Source organism: Microbacterium sp. R86528, from assembly GCF_044596335.1.
Classification (GTDB): Bacteria; Actinomycetota; Actinomycetes; order Actinomycetales; family Microbacteriaceae; genus Microbacterium; species Microbacterium marmarense.
This window is the reverse complement of the sequence record NZ_CP138996.1, coordinates 1,078,513-1,092,838: the sequence shown is the minus strand read 5'-3', so window position 1 is coordinate 1,092,838 and position 14,326 is coordinate 1,078,513. Positions and strand designations below refer to the sequence as shown.

15 protein-coding genes and 1 pseudogene are annotated in these 14,326 nt (G+C 63.8%); 9 read left to right on the top strand and 7 right to left on the bottom strand.

Going from position 1 to position 14,326, the window contains the following annotated elements:
• Positions 1 to 55 precede the first annotated feature (55 nt).
• The 5 genes from SJY18_RS05355 to SJY18_RS05335 all read left to right on the top strand — a co-directional run bounded on the left by SJY18_RS05355 (position 56) and on the right by SJY18_RS05335 (position 4,604).
• The gene (locus SJY18_RS05355) at positions 56 to 886 is read left to right on the top strand and encodes an NAD(P)H-hydrate dehydratase (RefSeq protein ID WP_396668629.1); all 831 of its coding nucleotides are present in this window, start codon (positions 56 to 58) and stop codon (positions 884 to 886) included.
• Between the two features lie 53 nt (positions 887 to 939).
• Positions 940 to 2,160, top strand: coding sequence for a hypothetical protein (locus tag SJY18_RS05350; protein WP_396668628.1), 1,221 nt, complete (start codon positions 940 to 942; stop codon positions 2,158 to 2,160).
• A 14-nt stretch (positions 2,161 to 2,174) separates the two neighbouring features.
• Positions 2,175 to 2,501 carry an MTH1187 family thiamine-binding protein gene (locus SJY18_RS05345; protein ID WP_396668627.1) on the top strand — a complete coding sequence of 109 codons (327 nt, stop codon included), beginning with the start codon at positions 2,175 to 2,177 and terminating at the stop codon, positions 2,499 to 2,501.
• A gap of 102 nt (positions 2,502 to 2,603) precedes the next feature.
• Positions 2,604 to 3,788 carry an MFS transporter gene (locus SJY18_RS05340; RefSeq protein WP_396668885.1) on the top strand — a complete coding sequence of 395 codons (1,185 nt, stop codon included), beginning with the start codon at positions 2,604 to 2,606 and terminating at the stop codon, positions 3,786 to 3,788.
• 48 nt (positions 3,789 to 3,836) lie between these two features.
• Positions 3,837 to 4,604: an NUDIX hydrolase gene (locus SJY18_RS05335; protein ID WP_396668626.1), complete on the top strand. Its 768-nt coding sequence runs from the start codon at positions 3,837 to 3,839 to the stop codon at positions 4,602 to 4,604.
• On the opposite strand, the gene SJY18_RS05330 is transcribed toward SJY18_RS05335, so the two are convergent.
• The 3 genes from SJY18_RS05330 to SJY18_RS05320 form a co-directional block, all read right to left on the bottom strand.
• Complete coding sequence (locus tag SJY18_RS05330; RefSeq protein WP_396668625.1) at positions 4,601 to 5,806, bottom strand: homoserine O-acetyltransferase; 1,206 nt, start codon at positions 5,804 to 5,806, stop codon at positions 4,601 to 4,603. The genes SJY18_RS05335 and SJY18_RS05330 overlap by 4 nt on opposite strands.
• A gap of 73 nt (positions 5,807 to 5,879) precedes the next feature.
• The gene (locus tag SJY18_RS05325; protein ID WP_396668624.1) at positions 5,880 to 6,302 is read right to left on the bottom strand and encodes a hypothetical protein; all 423 of its coding nucleotides are present in this window, start codon (positions 6,300 to 6,302) and stop codon (positions 5,880 to 5,882) included.
• Between the two features lie 170 nt (positions 6,303 to 6,472).
• The gene (locus SJY18_RS05320) at positions 6,473 to 7,795 is read right to left on the bottom strand and encodes a bifunctional o-acetylhomoserine/o-acetylserine sulfhydrylase (RefSeq protein WP_337338855.1); all 1,323 of its coding nucleotides are present in this window, start codon (positions 7,793 to 7,795) and stop codon (positions 6,473 to 6,475) included.
• Between the two features lie 146 nt (positions 7,796 to 7,941).
• On the opposite strand from SJY18_RS05320, the gene SJY18_RS05315 reads away from it, so the two are divergent.
• Entirely contained in the window at positions 7,942 to 8,724 is a 783-nt protein-coding gene (locus SJY18_RS05315; RefSeq protein ID WP_396668623.1) for an SDR family oxidoreductase, read from the top strand.
• A gap of 5 nt (positions 8,725 to 8,729) precedes the next feature.
• Here SJY18_RS05315 and SJY18_RS05310 read toward each other — a convergent pair whose 3' ends face one another.
• Positions 8,730 to 10,235, bottom strand: a complete 1,506-nt coding sequence (locus tag SJY18_RS05310; RefSeq protein ID WP_337338853.1) for an MFS transporter — start codon at positions 10,233 to 10,235, stop codon at positions 8,730 to 8,732.
• A 64-nt stretch (positions 10,236 to 10,299) separates the two neighbouring features.
• Between SJY18_RS05310 and SJY18_RS05305 the strand changes: the two genes are divergently transcribed.
• Genes SJY18_RS05305 through SJY18_RS05295 form a run of 3 tightly spaced genes read left to right on the top strand, consistent with a single transcriptional unit; the run spans position 10,300 to position 12,097 of the window.
• Positions 10,300 to 10,782, top strand: coding sequence for a phosphoribosyltransferase (locus SJY18_RS05305; protein ID WP_337338852.1), 483 nt, complete (start codon positions 10,300 to 10,302; stop codon positions 10,780 to 10,782).
• 3 nt (positions 10,783 to 10,785) lie between these two features.
• Complete coding sequence (locus SJY18_RS05300) at positions 10,786 to 11,478, top strand: uracil-DNA glycosylase (protein WP_337338851.1); 693 nt, start codon at positions 10,786 to 10,788, stop codon at positions 11,476 to 11,478.
• 10 nt (positions 11,479 to 11,488) lie between these two features.
• Complete coding sequence (locus SJY18_RS05295) at positions 11,489 to 12,097, top strand: N-acetyltransferase family protein (protein ID WP_337338850.1); 609 nt, start codon at positions 11,489 to 11,491, stop codon at positions 12,095 to 12,097.
• Positions 12,098 to 12,105: 8 nt separating this feature from the next.
• Here SJY18_RS05295 and SJY18_RS05290 read toward each other — a convergent pair whose 3' ends face one another.
• From SJY18_RS05290 to SJY18_RS05280, 3 genes and pseudogenes are all read right to left on the bottom strand, one after another.
• The gene (locus SJY18_RS05290) at positions 12,106 to 12,441 is read right to left on the bottom strand and encodes a protealysin inhibitor emfourin (protein ID WP_337338849.1); all 336 of its coding nucleotides are present in this window, start codon (positions 12,439 to 12,441) and stop codon (positions 12,106 to 12,108) included.
• Positions 12,422 to 13,489 carry a M4 family metallopeptidase gene (locus tag SJY18_RS05285; protein ID WP_396668622.1) on the bottom strand — a complete coding sequence of 356 codons (1,068 nt, stop codon included), beginning with the start codon at positions 13,487 to 13,489 and terminating at the stop codon, positions 12,422 to 12,424. Before SJY18_RS05285 ends, SJY18_RS05290 begins: the two co-directional genes overlap by 20 nt.
• 46 nt (positions 13,490 to 13,535) lie before the next feature.
• Positions 13,536 to 14,325: pseudogene (locus SJY18_RS05280) on the bottom strand (ABC transporter ATP-binding protein).
• Position 14,326 lies beyond the last annotated feature (1 nt).

Genomic DNA, 14,326 nt, shown 5'->3' with positions numbered 1-14,326 from the left:
GCGAGTTCTGCGGTGGCTTCCGTGTCGGATGGGCTCCGCGAGTAGGGTGGCGCCCATGGATCGCACATGGACCGTGACCGATGTGGCGCGCAACGTCAGGATGCCTTCTGGTGCCGACGACAAGTACTCTCGCGGCGTTGTGGGGCTTCGTACCGGATCAGAGGGCTTTCCCGGCGCAGCCGTTCTTGGTGTCGAGGCAGCGTGGCGAACGGGCGTGGGCATGGTGCGCTACCTCGGCCCGCAGTCTGCGCACTCGCTGGTGCTCTCACGGCGTCCAGAGACCGTGATCTCAGACGGTCGCGTGCAGTCATGGGTGGTGGGATCGGGAATGGATGCTGCGACGCGCGGCCGTGGCGAGACGCACGCGCTGCGCACCATCTTGTCGGGCGAGCAACCCGTGGTCGTCGATGCTGGTGCGCTCGATCTGGCTCGAGGAGCCACCACCATGGTCGTGGTGACGCCTCATGACGGCGAGCATGCTCGAATGCGCGAGGCGCTTGGTCTTCACCCGCGCAGCGATCGTGCCAGGGCCGCACACGAGACAGCGAGCGCGCTCAATGCGGTGGTGCTCCTCAAAGGCTCAGTGACCCTTGTCGCGTCGCCCGAGGGCCAGTTGATCAGGGTGGATGCGCCAACCGCCTGGCTCGCGACTGCCGGCACGGGTGATGTGCTGGCGGGCGCTGTGGGAGCTCTCGTGGCCTCAGCAGTTGCGGCAGGCGAGGTGCGAAACCTAGCCGCGCTCGCTGACATTGCCGCGAGCGCGGCCTGGCTTCACGGTCGCGCCGGCGAGGTGGCGTCATCGCAATTCGGCGGTGGCCCCATCACTGCGCTAGACGTCGCGCAAGCGCTGCCGCGCGTCGTGGCAGAAGTGCTCGCATCGCGCTGATCGCACGCGCCGCCTCGCCACGTCACCGCCAGCTGCGCACCTAGGATGGCAGGGTGTCGACGCGGGCAGGGCTATGGGTTTCGTTCGTATTGGTGCACGTCATCGTCGCGGCTCTCGGCTTTGTGTGGCCGAGTCAGCCCATGGGAGATGTCTACTTCGTCTACGAACCGTGGTCGCTGAACGCGCTCGCAGGCAGATCGATTGTCGGAATCACCGAGGCATGGGTTTATCCGCAGTGGGCCTTGCTGCCCATGGTTCTCGCGCACGCCTTCGAATGGATTGCCGGCTACGAGATCGCTTGGGCCTTGCTGGTCACCCTCGCCGACGCACTCGCCTTTGCTGTGTTGCTAGGAAACGGGCGCTCTCGCGGACGCGTCACCGCCGCTGCATTCTGGCTGGCATTCACTCTGCTGCTGGGGCCGGTGGGAATGTACCGCCTCGATGCGATCACGGTGCCGCTGGCGATCGCGGGATGCCTCTGGTTGGTCGGCAGACCTGCACTTGCTTCTACCTTGCTCGCGATCGCCACCTGGATGAAGGTGTGGCCGGCCGCCCTGCTGGCAACTGCCGTGATCGTGCTGCGAAGCCGACTGACCGTGATCGCCGGTGCGCTGGTGGTGACGGGTGCGACCATCCTCGTCATTGTGCTGGGTGGCGGCAGCTCGTTTGTGTTCGGGTTCGTCGCGGGCCAGACAGAGCGGGGTCTTCAGCTTGAGGCTCCCGTCAGCGCGTACTATCTGTGGCGGGCTGTGGCGGGAATCGAAGGTTCATTCATCTTCTACGACCCGACGATTTTGACGTTTCAGGTGACCGGTCCGCAGGTAGACACCGTCATCGCAGTGATGACTCCGCTGTTGGTGGTCGCTGCGCTGGCTGTGGCGGCGCTGGGAGCGTTCAAGGCATGGCGCGGTGCAGGTTTTGCCGCCCTCTTCGCCCCACTTGCGCTCGCGCTTGTGCTGACCTTCTGGGCGGTGAACAAGGTGGGGTCGCCGCAGTTTCTCACCTGGATCATCGCGCCGATCGCACTGGGGCTCGTGATCAATCGAAAGCGCTGGTTCGGCATTGCGATCACCGCTCTGGTCGCAGCCGGGCTCACTCAGATCGTGTATCCCTTGCTCTACGACAAGCTGCTGACTGCCGCCCCTATCGCTGCGGCTGCCCTCACTGCGCGCAATGCGCTGATGATCGCACTCCTCGTATGGTCGGTCGTACTCGTGGCGGGCGTTCCCGTGGCTGCGCAGCGCAGACTCTCTTTCTTGCCACTTCAATCCTGAACCCGGAGGTTCTCATGCTCGTTGCTTTCTCAGTCTCCCCGGCCGGAACCGGCAATGCCGACGGCTCGGTGCACGATGCGGTGGCGGCCGCCGTAGCCGTGGTGCGCGGCAGTGGCCTGCCCCACCGCACGACTTCGATGTTCACCGAGATCGAGGGGGAGTGGGACGAAGTGTTCGACGTTGTCAAGCGCGCAACCGAGGCCGTGCAGCCGTTCGGGTCACGGGTGTCGCTCGTGTTGAAAGCAGATATTCGACCCGGCTACTCGGGCGAACTCGATGGGAAAATCGATCGGTTGGAAGCCGCAATCGACGCGCATAGGAACAGCGAGAACCACTCTTAGCGGTGCGCCGAGCCGGCAAGTCGAATCGATTCGACAGTCGGCACGTTCGCGCGCTATTGTTACGCGGTGACCTCCTCGACTTCAGTTTCGAGGGGTGCGGCGATGTGGGCGCTCCTCTCTCTCGCCGTCGGCAGTTTCGGCATCGGCATGACCGAGTTCGTCGTCATGGGCTTGCTGCCAGACATCGCGGCGGATCTGCTGCCCGAGGTGTGGGCAGCCAATCCCGAGCAGGCGATCGCGCAGGCTGGTTGGCTTATCTCGCTCTACGCGCTGGGCGTCGTGATCGGCGCGCCCACGATCGCGGGAAGCGTAGCGAGGTTTCCGCGCCATCGAGTGATGATCGTATTGGCACTCGCCCTCGCCATATTCAACGCGCTGACCTTCATTCTTCCGACGTTCGAGTTGGTGGCAGCATCGCGTCTTCTGGCTGGTCTGCCGCACGGCGCCTACTTCGGAATCGGCGCGCTGGTCGCCGCTGATGTGATGGGGCCAGGAAATCGGGCAAAGGGTGTGGCGTTCGTATTGACGGGGCTCACACTCGCGAACGTCGTCGGGGTGCCGCTGGGAACATATCTAGGGCAACAGGTGGGGTGGCGCTCCGCATTCATGGTCGTCGCGGCGATCTTCGCCGCGGCGACTGTGCTCATCGGCCTCTTCGTTCCGGCGCATCCGGGTGAACCCGGCCGCACGTTCTTGCAAGAGCTCGGGGTGTTCAAAAGCGGGCAAGTGTGGCTCGCGCTCGCTGTCGGCTCCATCGGCTTTGGTGGATTCTTCGCGGTCTACAGCTACGTAGCGCCGGTGGTTACCGAAGTGACGGGCTCAGCAGAATGGGTGGTTCCTATCGTGCTGGTGCTGATGGGCATCGGCATGACCATTGGCAACCTCGTCGGCGGACACCTCGCCGACGTGTCGCTTCGACGCACGCTCATCGGCGGTTTCATCGCTCTCATCGTGGTGCTCGCGCTCTTGGCGCTGACTGCCCAGTGGCTGTGGGCGTTCGGCTTCTTCGTCTTCGCCACCGGCTTCGTGGCGGCCGGGCTCAGCCCGACGATCCAGACTCGTCTCATGGATGTGGCGGGCGACAACCAGTCGATTGCGGCGGCGCTCAACCACTCTGCGCTCAACATCGGCAACAGCATGGGCGCGCTGCTGGGTGGCGCGGTCATCGCGCTCGGCTGGGGCTATGTCGCTCCTGCGTGGGTGGGCGTCATGCTCGCGGTGGGCGGCCTCGCGGTAGCGATGCTCAGCTTGGCGTCTGATCGTCGTGTGCAGCCTGTCACGGCGTGACAGGCCCGGTACGAACTGCATCGGCTCGAGCAGGCATACGCTGAGGCTATGCCGCAATCAAAGAGGCCTGCAGATTCAACCTTCGCCGCCCTCGCGGCGACTCTAGGCGACGCGCTGCCGCGTCGACCCGAAGATGCTTCCGACCCCACCACCCCGGTTGCAGCCACGGTGGTCATGGTGCGCGATAGCGATGACGGTCCTGAAATCCTGCTGATCGAGCGGCCCGATCGCGGCTCGTTTGCCGGCGCCTGGGTGTTCCCCGGGGGCAAGCTCGACAGTGATGACCATCGAACAGACGACGATGCAGAGGAACTGCCTGCGCGCCGCGCGGCCGCGCGCGAAACGTTTGAAGAAACGGGTCTCATCGTCGATCCCGACTCGCTGATCCCGCTCTCGACCTGGGATCCGCCGCCCGGTCTTCCCCTGCGCATTCGCACGTGGTTCTTCGTCGCTCACGCGCACCAGGGCACCGTCGCACTCGCCGCCGATGAAGCCGTTGACTCCGAGTGGCTTCGGCCACTCGAAATGCTCGAGCGCCACAGCAACGGAGAGGTCACGCTCTATCCACCGACGTGGATAACTCTGCACACGCTCGCACACCACCCCGATGTGAACTCGCTCGTGGCAGCGACCCGACTGGCGGGCCCGCAACAGTTCGAAACGATGGCGCGCCTCGGCGACGACGGACCCATCATGCTGTGGCAAGAAGACGCGGAGTATCACGGCGATGCAACACCCGAAGCATCCCGAGCCCGACACCGAATCACGCTGGGCGCCTTGCCCTGGGTCTACACGCGCGAAGTGAACGAACGCTAGAGCTCAAGTAGGCGACGCAGGTGTATCGCCACGGCTGGTGTTTCAATCAAGAATCCGTCGTGCCCGAAATCGCTCGACAAGACCACGGCGCGATCGCCGTCGAGGGTGTTCGGGATGCTGCGCGCGATGCGATGCTGCCCATCGATCGGAAACAGCCGGTCGCTGTCGATTCCCAGCACGAGCGTGGTGGCGGTGACCCTGGCGAGCGCTTCTTCGACGCCGCCGCGGTCTCGACCCACATCGTGCGAGTTCATTGCTTCCACGACAGTGATATAGCTATTGGCGTCGAACCGGCGAGTGAATTTGTTTCCGTGAAAGTCGAGGTAGGACTCAACGGCGAAGCGACCACCGTGGCCTAGCGGGCTGACGCCAGACTGCCATGAGCGTTGAAAACGCTGGTTGAGCTCGGTGGGGGAGCGATAATTCAGCAGCGCCATGCGGCGGGCAAGGGCGAGCCCGCGGGTAGGTCCATCGCCGTCTGCGGCGTCGTAGTACTCGCCACCCTGAAACCGAGGATCGATACGGATGGCTTCGATCTGCACCGAGTTGAGCGCAATCTGGTCGGCGGTGTTCATCGGCGGGGCAGACAGCACCGCGAGTCGCGCGACGCGCTCCGGCATGCTGGCTGCCCACTCGAGTGCGTGCATGCCGCCCATCGATCCGCCGACGACCGCCGCCCACACGTTGACGCCGAGCTGGTCAGCGAGCTGAGCTTGCGCCGCCACCTGGTCGCGAATGGTGAGGAACGGAAAACGCGCCGCCCATTCGTAGCCAGATGGAGCGATGCTTGCGGGTCCCGTTGATCCCTGACAGCCGCCGAGCATATTGGGGGCGATGACGAACCAGCGGTCGGTATCGATGGCTGAACCGGGACCGACGATATCTTCCCACCACCCCGATGTGGCGTGGCCTGGACCAGCGGGCCCGCTAACGTGCGAGTCGCCGGTCAGCGCATGCAACACCAAAACGGCGTTGTCTCGCGCTTCGTTGAGGGTGCCCCACGTCTCGTAGGCGAGGCGAAACGACGGCAGCAATCCGCCGCTCTCGGTGTGAAACTCTCCAAACGATGCGAACTGCCGGTTTCCTGCGGGGTCACCGTCGCGCCAAGCGCCCGTGGCGGGCGGACGCCCCAACAAGAACCGTGCATCGGCCTCGGTGACGGGCGCCGACGGCACGGTGTCTTCGGAGGTCTGCCAATCCATTCGTCTATTCTCTCGTGTTCACGAGACCTCACCGAACTGTTACGAGGTGCTGGCTAGGCCTCGTGCATTAGTCCTACGAGAAGTCTTGACCACCGAGGTACTCGACGTCTGGGTCAAGGCTCGTGCCGCTGATCACGCAGGTCGTTCTCAGGCCCACGGTCTCGTCCTTTGAGAGGAAGCCGACATAGACCAACCAGCTGCCGTCGTCTTGTGACATCACACTGTCGTCGGCGTAGTCCATTGCGATGAAGTAATCGCTTGGCACGTCTGTCTCTGACACGGCAACGCACAGGGCCCATGCGTCGTAGGCGCTGATCGGCTGTTCCGACTCTTCGATCTCACCAAAATCGACGTCGTCGGCAACCGGCGCTTCCGGTGTGGGGGTGACGGTGACCGTCACGGTGGGTGCTGGTTGAGCATCCGCGGCGGACGCACATGCCGTGAAAAGTGCTGCTACGGCGACGAGCGCAGCGGCTGTGGTGGTGCGTCGGATCATGAGTTGATTCACTGTGGCCCCCCAGGGCGTCGTTCGCGGATTCGCTGTGACTAAACCTAGCGGAAATCAGCCCTGCGGAACGGCGCGCAGACGCGTGGGCGTGGGGCGACCGAAATGCAAGATGCCTCGACCCGTGAGGGGCCGAGGCATCTTGCATCCCTTGCACAGGGTTAGAGGCGCGCAGCCTCCGAAACCTCGCGCGCGGCGGCTAGCGCCTGCTCGAGGTCTGCCTTGAGGTCATCGATGTTCTCGAGTCCCACCGACAGGCGAACGAGACCGGGGGTGACCCCCGACGTCAGCTGCTGCTCAGGAGTGAGCTGGGAGTGGGTGGTAGACGCTGGGTGGATCACCAGCGAGCGCACGTCTCCGATGTTGGCGAGGTGGCTGAACAGGCTCAGCGAGTTGACGAATGCGCGGCCCGCCTCGACGCCGCCCTTGAGCTCGAACGAGAGCACGGCGCCGACGCCCTTGGGCGCGTACTTGTTGGCAGCGGCATACCACGGCGACGACGGAAGGCCCGAGTAGTTGACCGACGCGACATCGTCGATGTTCTCAAGCCACTCTGCGATCTCTTGAGCGTTCTGCACGTGGCGTTCAATGCGCAGCGAGAGCGTCTCGATGCCCTGGATCAGCAACCACGCGCTCATCGGAGCGATTGCTGCGCCGAGGTCACGCAGCAACTGCACGCGCGCCTTGATGATGTAGGCGAGGCCGTCGCCGACAGCGGTCGTGTAGCTGGCGCCGTGATAGCTCGGGTCGGGCTCGGTGAGGCCGGGGAACTTCTCGACGTTCTTGGACCACTCGAACGATCCGCCGTCGACGATGATGCCGCCGATCGTGGTGCCGTGGCCGCCGAGGAACTTGGTGGCCGAGTGCACGATGATGTCGGCGCCGTGCTCGAAAGGCTTGATGAGGTAGGGCGTCGCGATCGTGTTATCGACGATCAGGGGCACACCGGCCTCGTGTGCGACGTCGGCGACCTTGCGAATGTCGAGCACGTTGATCTGCGGGTTGCCGATGGTTTCGCCGAAGAACAACTTGGTGTTCGGTCGCACTGCGCGGCGCCATTCCTCAGCGTCATCTTGGTTCTCGACGAAAGTTGTCTCGATGCCCAGCTTTGCAAGCGTGTACTTGAACAGGTTGTACGTGCCGCCATAGATCGACGACGACGACACGATGTGGTCGCCAGCACCCGCGATGTTGAGCACCGCGAAAGTCTCGGCAGCCTGACCACTGGCAACCAGCAACGCCCCCGTTCCGCCCTCGAGCGCGGCGAGACGCTGCTCGACGACGTCTTGAGTCGGGTTCTGGATGCGCGTGTAGATGTTGCCGAATTCAGCGAGCGCGAAGAGATTCGCCGCGTGGTCGGTGTTGTCAAAGACGTATGAGGTCGTCTGGTAAATCGGCGTAGCGCGAGCATTGGTCACCGGGTCTGGCTGCGCGCCGGTGTGAATCTGCTTCGTCTCGAACTGCCAGTTCTCGGGTGTCGACATGGCTTACTCCTGCGGGTCTGAGCGCCGAGAGCGGTCACCCTCGAACCACACCGACAGTACGGCTGCGGTGGCAAGTTGCCAAGCAACGAGACACGCGACGTAACGTACGGCGCGCAGCGCGGCTTTGTCGTCGGTACCGTGGAGGCATGACGACCAGACGTGCAGTGGTGACCGGAGCGAGCTCAGGAATCGGTGAAGAGACGGCGCGCACGCTGCGTGCAAGCGGCTGGGACGTCGTTGCAGTGGCTCGTCGCGCCGATCGGCTCGCCGCGCTCGAGGCCGAAACCGGCGCCGTGGCATTTGCCGCAGACCTCACCAGAGCCGAAGACGTCGCCGCGCTCGCCGAATGGCTCGAGGGTTCTGGCCCGGTGCACTCGTTGGTTCACGTTGCCGGTGGCGCGCGTGGTGCTGATCGCGTCGAAGATGGCAGCGCGGCGGACTGGACCTGGATGTTTGAAGTGAACGTGCTGTCAGCTCAGCGCCTCGTTTCGGCCTTGCTGCCGCAGTTGCGCCGCGCCGCGGCATCCGATTCTCACGCCGACACACTTTTCGTGACTTCGACGGCGGCCCAGACCGCTTATGCGGGCGGTGGCGGCTACAACGCGGCAAAAGCGGGCGAGAGCATGCTCGTCAGCGCGTTGCGCCTCGAGCTGAACGGTGAGCCGATTCGCGTTGTCGAGGTGGCACCGGGAATGGTTCTGACTCCCGAGTTCACGGTGAACCGGCTCGGCGGCGATCAGGCTGCCGCGGAGCGCGTGTATGACGGGGTGGAAGCACCGCTTACGGCAGTCGACGTCGCCGACGTGATCTCATACGCGTTGAACGCGCCTGGCCATGTGAACCTCGATCTGATCACTATGCGGCCCGTGGCACAGTCAGCACAGCACCTGCTGGCGCGCGGCCCGCTGCGCCCGCGTCAGAACGACTGAGCGGATCAGAGGATCGTCGGCTGGGCGGCGACCTCGTCGCCGGGAGCCTCATCGGCAAACGCGACCTTCGGCACGAAGAACAGCAACACGGCCGCGAGAAAGCCGCCAGCGGCGCAGATCGCCCACACCGCCAGATACCCACCGAGCGAGGCGGCCGTCTGGCTGGCCACGGTGCCCACTCCGGCAGCAAGCACCACGCCGAAGATCGCCGAGGCGAATGTGCCGCCGATCGTCTTGGTGGTGTTGGTAAGCGCGGAGGAGATGCCGGTTTGACCGGCCGGCGCGGCGGCGGCGGCTGCTGCAGGAAGCGCACCGACGAGTGCGCCTGAGCCGATACCCGCGATCGAGAGGTTGAGCAGCACCTGCCAGAGTTCTTGATGGAAAGGCAAGAAGAGCGTGTAGCCGATGCCCACGAGAGCGGCTGCGGCGATCAGAATGATGCGTGGACTTGCCCGGCGCGACGTGAGCGCGAAGATGATCGCCCCGACGATGAGCGAGACGAGGTAAACCCCGATCACATTCGATCGGGCTGATGCGTCGAGGCCCAGACCATAGCCGAGAGACGAGTCGGTGCCCGCGTAGGTCGACAGCGGTCCTTGCGCCCCGAGCAGGCTGATGCCCACCAGGAAGGCAGTGATCTGCACCGGCCACATCTCGGGCCGTCGCAACACTCGAATGTCGATCGCCGGGTCTTTCTGGCGCAGTTCGAAGCGCGCAAACCAGACGAACACCAATATGCCGGCGATGAGCAACACCGCGACCCAGGCCCATGAACCAGCACCGAGTTCCAGCTCGTTGATCATGCGCATATACACGAGCGCACTCGTGATGAGCAGAAGACCCCATGCCAGAATCACGAAACCCCAGGTGTCGAGTTGGCGGCCGGGCATCGGTTTCGAATCGGGCACTGCGAACCAGATGACGAAGACCGTCGCGGTGACCGCGATGGCGGGGAAAATCAGGGTGAAGGTGAGGTCGCCACCGCTCGCGTCGAAGATGCGGCCTGCGGCAAGTGCGCCGAGAATCGCGCCGGCCTGCAGCCCGACGACCAACAGGCCAGCAGCGCGGCGCGTGATCGAAACGCCGTGGTTCTGACGACGACCGCGTTCGAAGATCAGCGCGATCTCAAGCGGCAGCCAGACCACATAGAACCCCTGCAGCGACCACGCGATCAGAAAGCTCCAGAAGTCGCCGGCAAAGGCGAGCCACCACGTTGCGGCGGCCGTGAGGATGGCCGCGGCGAGCAGCACCTTCTTGTGCCCGTACATATCGCCGAGCTTCGCCATGATCGGCACGACGAGCGCCGAGAGCAGAAGCTGAGCAGCTTCGAACCAATTGACGTCGGAGTCGTGCACGCCGAGTGCGATCACGATGTCGCTGAACAGGGGCACGTAATAGCCCTGCAGAATGCCGCTGGTGATTTCGACGAACACGAACCAGCCGATGAGACCTGCGGTGATGCCGAGTGCGGAACCACGAAGCCTGTCAGCGGCAGCAGAGGATCGAGACATCGGCTGAGCGTAGCACCGCCGCGCGCCTAGGCTAGAACCGACGGACCAACGAAAGGCACAGTCAATGTCTGAGCGCGAGACACTCACCTGGGATGGCTTCGGAGAATCCTGCCGTCAGCTGGCTCGCACCATCCTGGCCGACGGGTTCGTTCCTGATGTCGTGGTGGCGATTGCCCGTGGCGGCTTGCTGCCGGCTGGCGCGATCGCGTACGGGCTGGGTGTGAAGAACTGCGGCGCGATCAACGTCGAGTTCTACACCGGCATCGGCACTGTTTTGGACGCACCCGAGATTCTGCCACCCGAACTCGACATGACGTACCTCGGTGGAAAGCGTGTGCTGCTGGTCGATGACGTCGCCGACAGCGGACGAACTCTGGCACTCGCGGTCAGCTTGCTGACAGATCGCGGCGCGGACGTTCGGTCGACGACGATCTATACCAAGCCGACGACCATCATTCACCCTGACTACGTCTGGAAAGACACGTCGCTTTGGATCGACTTTCCATGGTCGTTCCAGGGAACCGTCGCTGAAGAAGACGCCTCCTGATCGATGGCGCTGTCGCTCGACGAACTCGCCGCTGCGGGGCTGATCGACCAGGGGTGGGCCCGGGCGCTCGCTCCGGTTGCGGGCGATCTCGCGGTGCTCGGCGATCGGCTGCGATCTGAAGTCGCTGCTGGCCGCCCCTACCTGCCGGCGGGCGACCACGTGCTTCGCGCGTTTGAACGGCCGTTGGCTGAAGTCAAGGTGCTCATCGTCGGGCAAGACCCTTACCCGACACCTGGTCATGCGATCGGGCTGTCGTTTGCGGTCGACAGAGCTGTGCGACCGTTGCCGCGCAGTCTCGGCAACATTTACACAGAACTAGAGGCTGACCTCGGAATCTCCCCGCCCGATCATGGCGATCTCTCTGCCTGGAGTGATCAGGGTGTGATGCTCTTGAACCGAGTGCTCACCGTGCGCGAGGGTGAGGCGGGCAGTCATCGCAGGTGGGGCTGGGAAGCAATCACCGAACGCGCGATCGGCGTGCTTGTTGAGCGCAACGCCCCGCTGGTCGCAGTGTTGTGGGGCAAGGATGCTGCATCGCTGCGCCCCATGCTCGGTGAAACACCGATCGTCGAATCGGCCCATCCGTCACCGCTTTCTGCCCGCCGGGGATTCTTCGGCTCGCGACCGTTCTCTCGCGTGAATGAACTGCTGATCGAGCAGGGCGCCACGCCGATCGACTGGCATATTGCCGCGTAGGCTAGAGCGCATGCTGGAAGAGGAGTACGACAAAGATCGACGCGTTCTTCCGGCACGTTTGCGCAAGAAACCCGCACCAGAGTTGCCGTTCTCGTATGAGATCAGGCCGATCGTCAAAGCCGATCTGCCCTACGTGCGCGAGATCTACAACTACTACGTCACCAACTCCGTCGTCACCTTCGACGAGAAGAAGTGGACGCTTGCCCAGTGGCGTGAAAAGCTCGAATATCTGCGCAAGCTCGACATGCCGTTTCTGGTGGCCCAATCGCCGAGTGGCCAGATTCTGGGCTACGCCTTGGTGCAGCCCATGTCGTCGAAATCGGCGTACCGGTATTCAGTAGAGAACTCGATCTATCTGGGACAGGCTGCCGCGGGAAAGGGTCTCGGTCGCGCACTGCTTGAAGCGTTGATCGATGCGTGCGAAGACAGCGGCATCCGCCAGATGGTGGCGATCGTCAGCGACCGAGGCGCCGATGCCTCGGTTGCCCTTCATGAGAAGCTCGGTTTCGTCGAGGTGGGGCGCATGGGGCGCGTCGGCCGCAAGTTCGGTCGCTGGTTGGGCACGATCTACCTGCAGAAGAGCCTGAAGTCGAAGAAGCGTTCGCGACGACGAAAGTAGTCCCGCAGCTACCGCCCGGCAGATCCATCCCACGATCGCACCGCGTCGATCAAGCGACGCCACGCTCCCGTGGCTTCAACTTCGGGCAGCACCGCCCGCTGATCGGGCGTGCCCGCGCATTGCGCGTGCACGAGCCACACAAATCGGTCTGCCCCGCGCTCGCGTATCGCGTCGCCTGCAACACGCTCTGTCTCGGGCCACGGGCATTGCTCGACCAGCGACACGAGCTCTGCGGCGTTCTCGTGTGTCGCTGTGATGTGCCAGTGGCGACTCAGCCCGGCAAACCCGCCTGTGCGGGTCACCGAGATGCTGATTTCGCTCGAGTCAATCGGCGGTTGGCTCATCGTTCATGACACCTACGCCCACCCATCCTGAGTGAACCGCGGCGGCCTCCTCTGAGTTCTCACCGTACTCCGCAGCCGCTGCGGTGAGTGTCGCCGCGGCGAAGGTCGCGAAGTCAGCCGAAGGGGCAAGAGTGTGCGCTGTCAGAGTCCGGTACCAGATGAGCCCCGCGCGTTCCCACGCATGGCCACCGAGCGCCATCGCGGTGAGGTAGAAGGCGTGATTGGGAATTCCCGAGTTGACGTGCACTCCACCGTTGTCGCTCGCTGTGACAACGAAATCGCGCATGTGCGCCGGCTGAGGATCACGGCCGAGTACATCGTCGTCGTACGCAGATCCGGGTGCTGACAGTGATCGAAGCGCATGGCCTTCGACGTGCTCGCTGAAGATGCCTTCGCCTACGAGCCAAGATGCTCGCTCGGTCTGGTGTCCGCGAGCATGCTGTTCCGCAAGCGTTCCGAACACGTCAGAAATGGACTCGTTCAGCGCTCCGGATTGTCCCTCGTAGTTGAGACCACCCTCAGTGTCGACGACCCCGTGACTCAGCTCGTGAGCAACGACAGACAGGCTGTGTGCGAAACCGACGAAGATCTCTCCGTCTCCATCGCCGAACACCATGCGCTCGCCGTTGTAGAACGCGTTGTCGTATTCGCGGCCATAGTGCACCGTCGCCAACAGGTTGCTGCCGACGCCATCGAGGCCGTTGCGGGCGAAAGCGTCCCAGAAGAAGTCGAACGTTGCTCCCAGTCGGTCGAAGGCATCGTTGACGGTGACATCTGAAGACACGGGACTCTGTTCGGTGCGCACCACCACGCCCGGCAGGATCTCGCGGCTTTGAGCGTCCGAGATCTCGCGGCGGGGTGCGGGCGCCGTCTCGGCGATAAGGCTGCCACCCTCGTCAATAGACAGCCGAAGGCGTGAGCGAGGTGAGTGCCACTCGTGAGCGATCGCCAGGGTCGAGCGCGCCGCATGTGCGGCACGGGCCCAGCCCGGTTCTTGCACGGAGGCAATGCGAGCCAGCAGATACGGCGGAACGATCGCAGCTGTCATGGCTTGAGGCTAGTGGTCGCTTCAGACCTCGGCTGGGATATTGCTGCTACTGATGCGGGTTGATAGTGGGTATCGATGCGAGCAGGCGGCGCGTATAAGACGCTCTGCGGTTCGAAGAGCACCTTCTCGGTGGGGCCCTCTTCGACGATGCGACCGTCTTTCATCACGACAACCTCGTCGCACAGGCTCTGCACCACACCGATGTCATGAGACACCATCACGATCGTCAGACTGTCGCGCACGCGCAGTTCCCCGAGCAGCTCGAGAATCTGTGCGCGCACGGTCACATCGAGTGCAGAGAGCGGCTCATCACCGATGAGCAAACGGGGTCGATGCGCAATCGCGCGTGCCAGGGCAATGCGTTGGCGTTGTCCACCCGAGAACTCATGTGGATAGCGGCTGACCATATCGCTGTCGAGACCCACCTCTTGGAGTACCTCGTTCACGCGGGCACGGTGGTCGGTGTCTATTTGCAGGGCCCACAGCGGCTCGGCGACAATGCGCCCGACGCTCATGCGCGGGTCTAGCGAGGCATAGGGGTCTTGAAACACGATGCCGGTCTGGCGACGCAACCAGTGCAGCGACCGCGCTTTCGCGCTGGCATCGACGAGCTGGCCATCGAAGTGGACTGAGCCCGCGGTCGGCTTGTCGAGTCCGAGGAGCAGACGCACGAGCGTCGATTTTCCCGATCCTGATTCGCCGATGATTCCGACAGCGGATCCTTCTCTCACATCGACATCGGCGTCTTCGAGCGCGGTCGACGTCGACGCGCGCGCGAAGAGCTTCTCAGCCGGGGTGCGATACGTGCGCGTGAGACCCCGTCCTTTCAGCAGCACA

Excerpts from the sequence above, each read along its gene's own strand:
- SJY18_RS05355 (WP_396668629.1), top strand. The coding sequence starts at position 56 with ATGGATCGCACATGGACCGTGACCGATGTGGCGCGCAACGTCAGGATG.
- SJY18_RS05345 (WP_396668627.1), top strand. The coding sequence starts at position 2,175 with ATGCTCGTTGCTTTCTCAGTCTCCCCGGCCGGAACCGGCAATGCCGAC.
- SJY18_RS05340 (WP_396668885.1), top strand. The coding sequence starts at position 2,604 with ATGTGGGCGCTCCTCTCTCTCGCCGTCGGCAGTTTCGGCATCGGCATG.
- SJY18_RS05335 (WP_396668626.1), top strand. The coding sequence starts at position 3,837 with ATGCCGCAATCAAAGAGGCCTGCAGATTCAACCTTCGCCGCCCTCGCG.
- SJY18_RS05330 (WP_396668625.1), bottom strand. The coding sequence starts at position 5,806 with ATGGATTGGCAGACCTCCGAAGACACCGTGCCGTCGGCGCCCGTCACC.
- SJY18_RS05325 (WP_396668624.1), bottom strand. The coding sequence starts at position 6,302 with ATGATCCGACGCACCACCACAGCCGCTGCGCTCGTCGCCGTAGCAGCA.
- SJY18_RS05320 (WP_337338855.1), bottom strand. The coding sequence starts at position 7,795 with ATGTCGACACCCGAGAACTGGCAGTTCGAGACGAAGCAGATTCACACC.
- SJY18_RS05315 (WP_396668623.1), top strand. The coding sequence starts at position 7,942 with ATGACGACCAGACGTGCAGTGGTGACCGGAGCGAGCTCAGGAATCGGT.
- SJY18_RS05310 (WP_337338853.1), bottom strand. The coding sequence starts at position 10,235 with ATGTCTCGATCCTCTGCTGCCGCTGACAGGCTTCGTGGTTCCGCACTC.
- SJY18_RS05305 (WP_337338852.1), top strand. The coding sequence starts at position 10,300 with ATGTCTGAGCGCGAGACACTCACCTGGGATGGCTTCGGAGAATCCTGC.
- SJY18_RS05300 (WP_337338851.1), top strand. The coding sequence starts at position 10,786 with ATGGCGCTGTCGCTCGACGAACTCGCCGCTGCGGGGCTGATCGACCAG.
- SJY18_RS05295 (WP_337338850.1), top strand. The coding sequence starts at position 11,489 with ATGCTGGAAGAGGAGTACGACAAAGATCGACGCGTTCTTCCGGCACGT.
- SJY18_RS05290 (WP_337338849.1), bottom strand. The coding sequence starts at position 12,441 with ATGAGCCAACCGCCGATTGACTCGAGCGAAATCAGCATCTCGGTGACC.
- SJY18_RS05285 (WP_396668622.1), bottom strand. The coding sequence starts at position 13,489 with ATGACAGCTGCGATCGTTCCGCCGTATCTGCTGGCTCGCATTGCCTCC.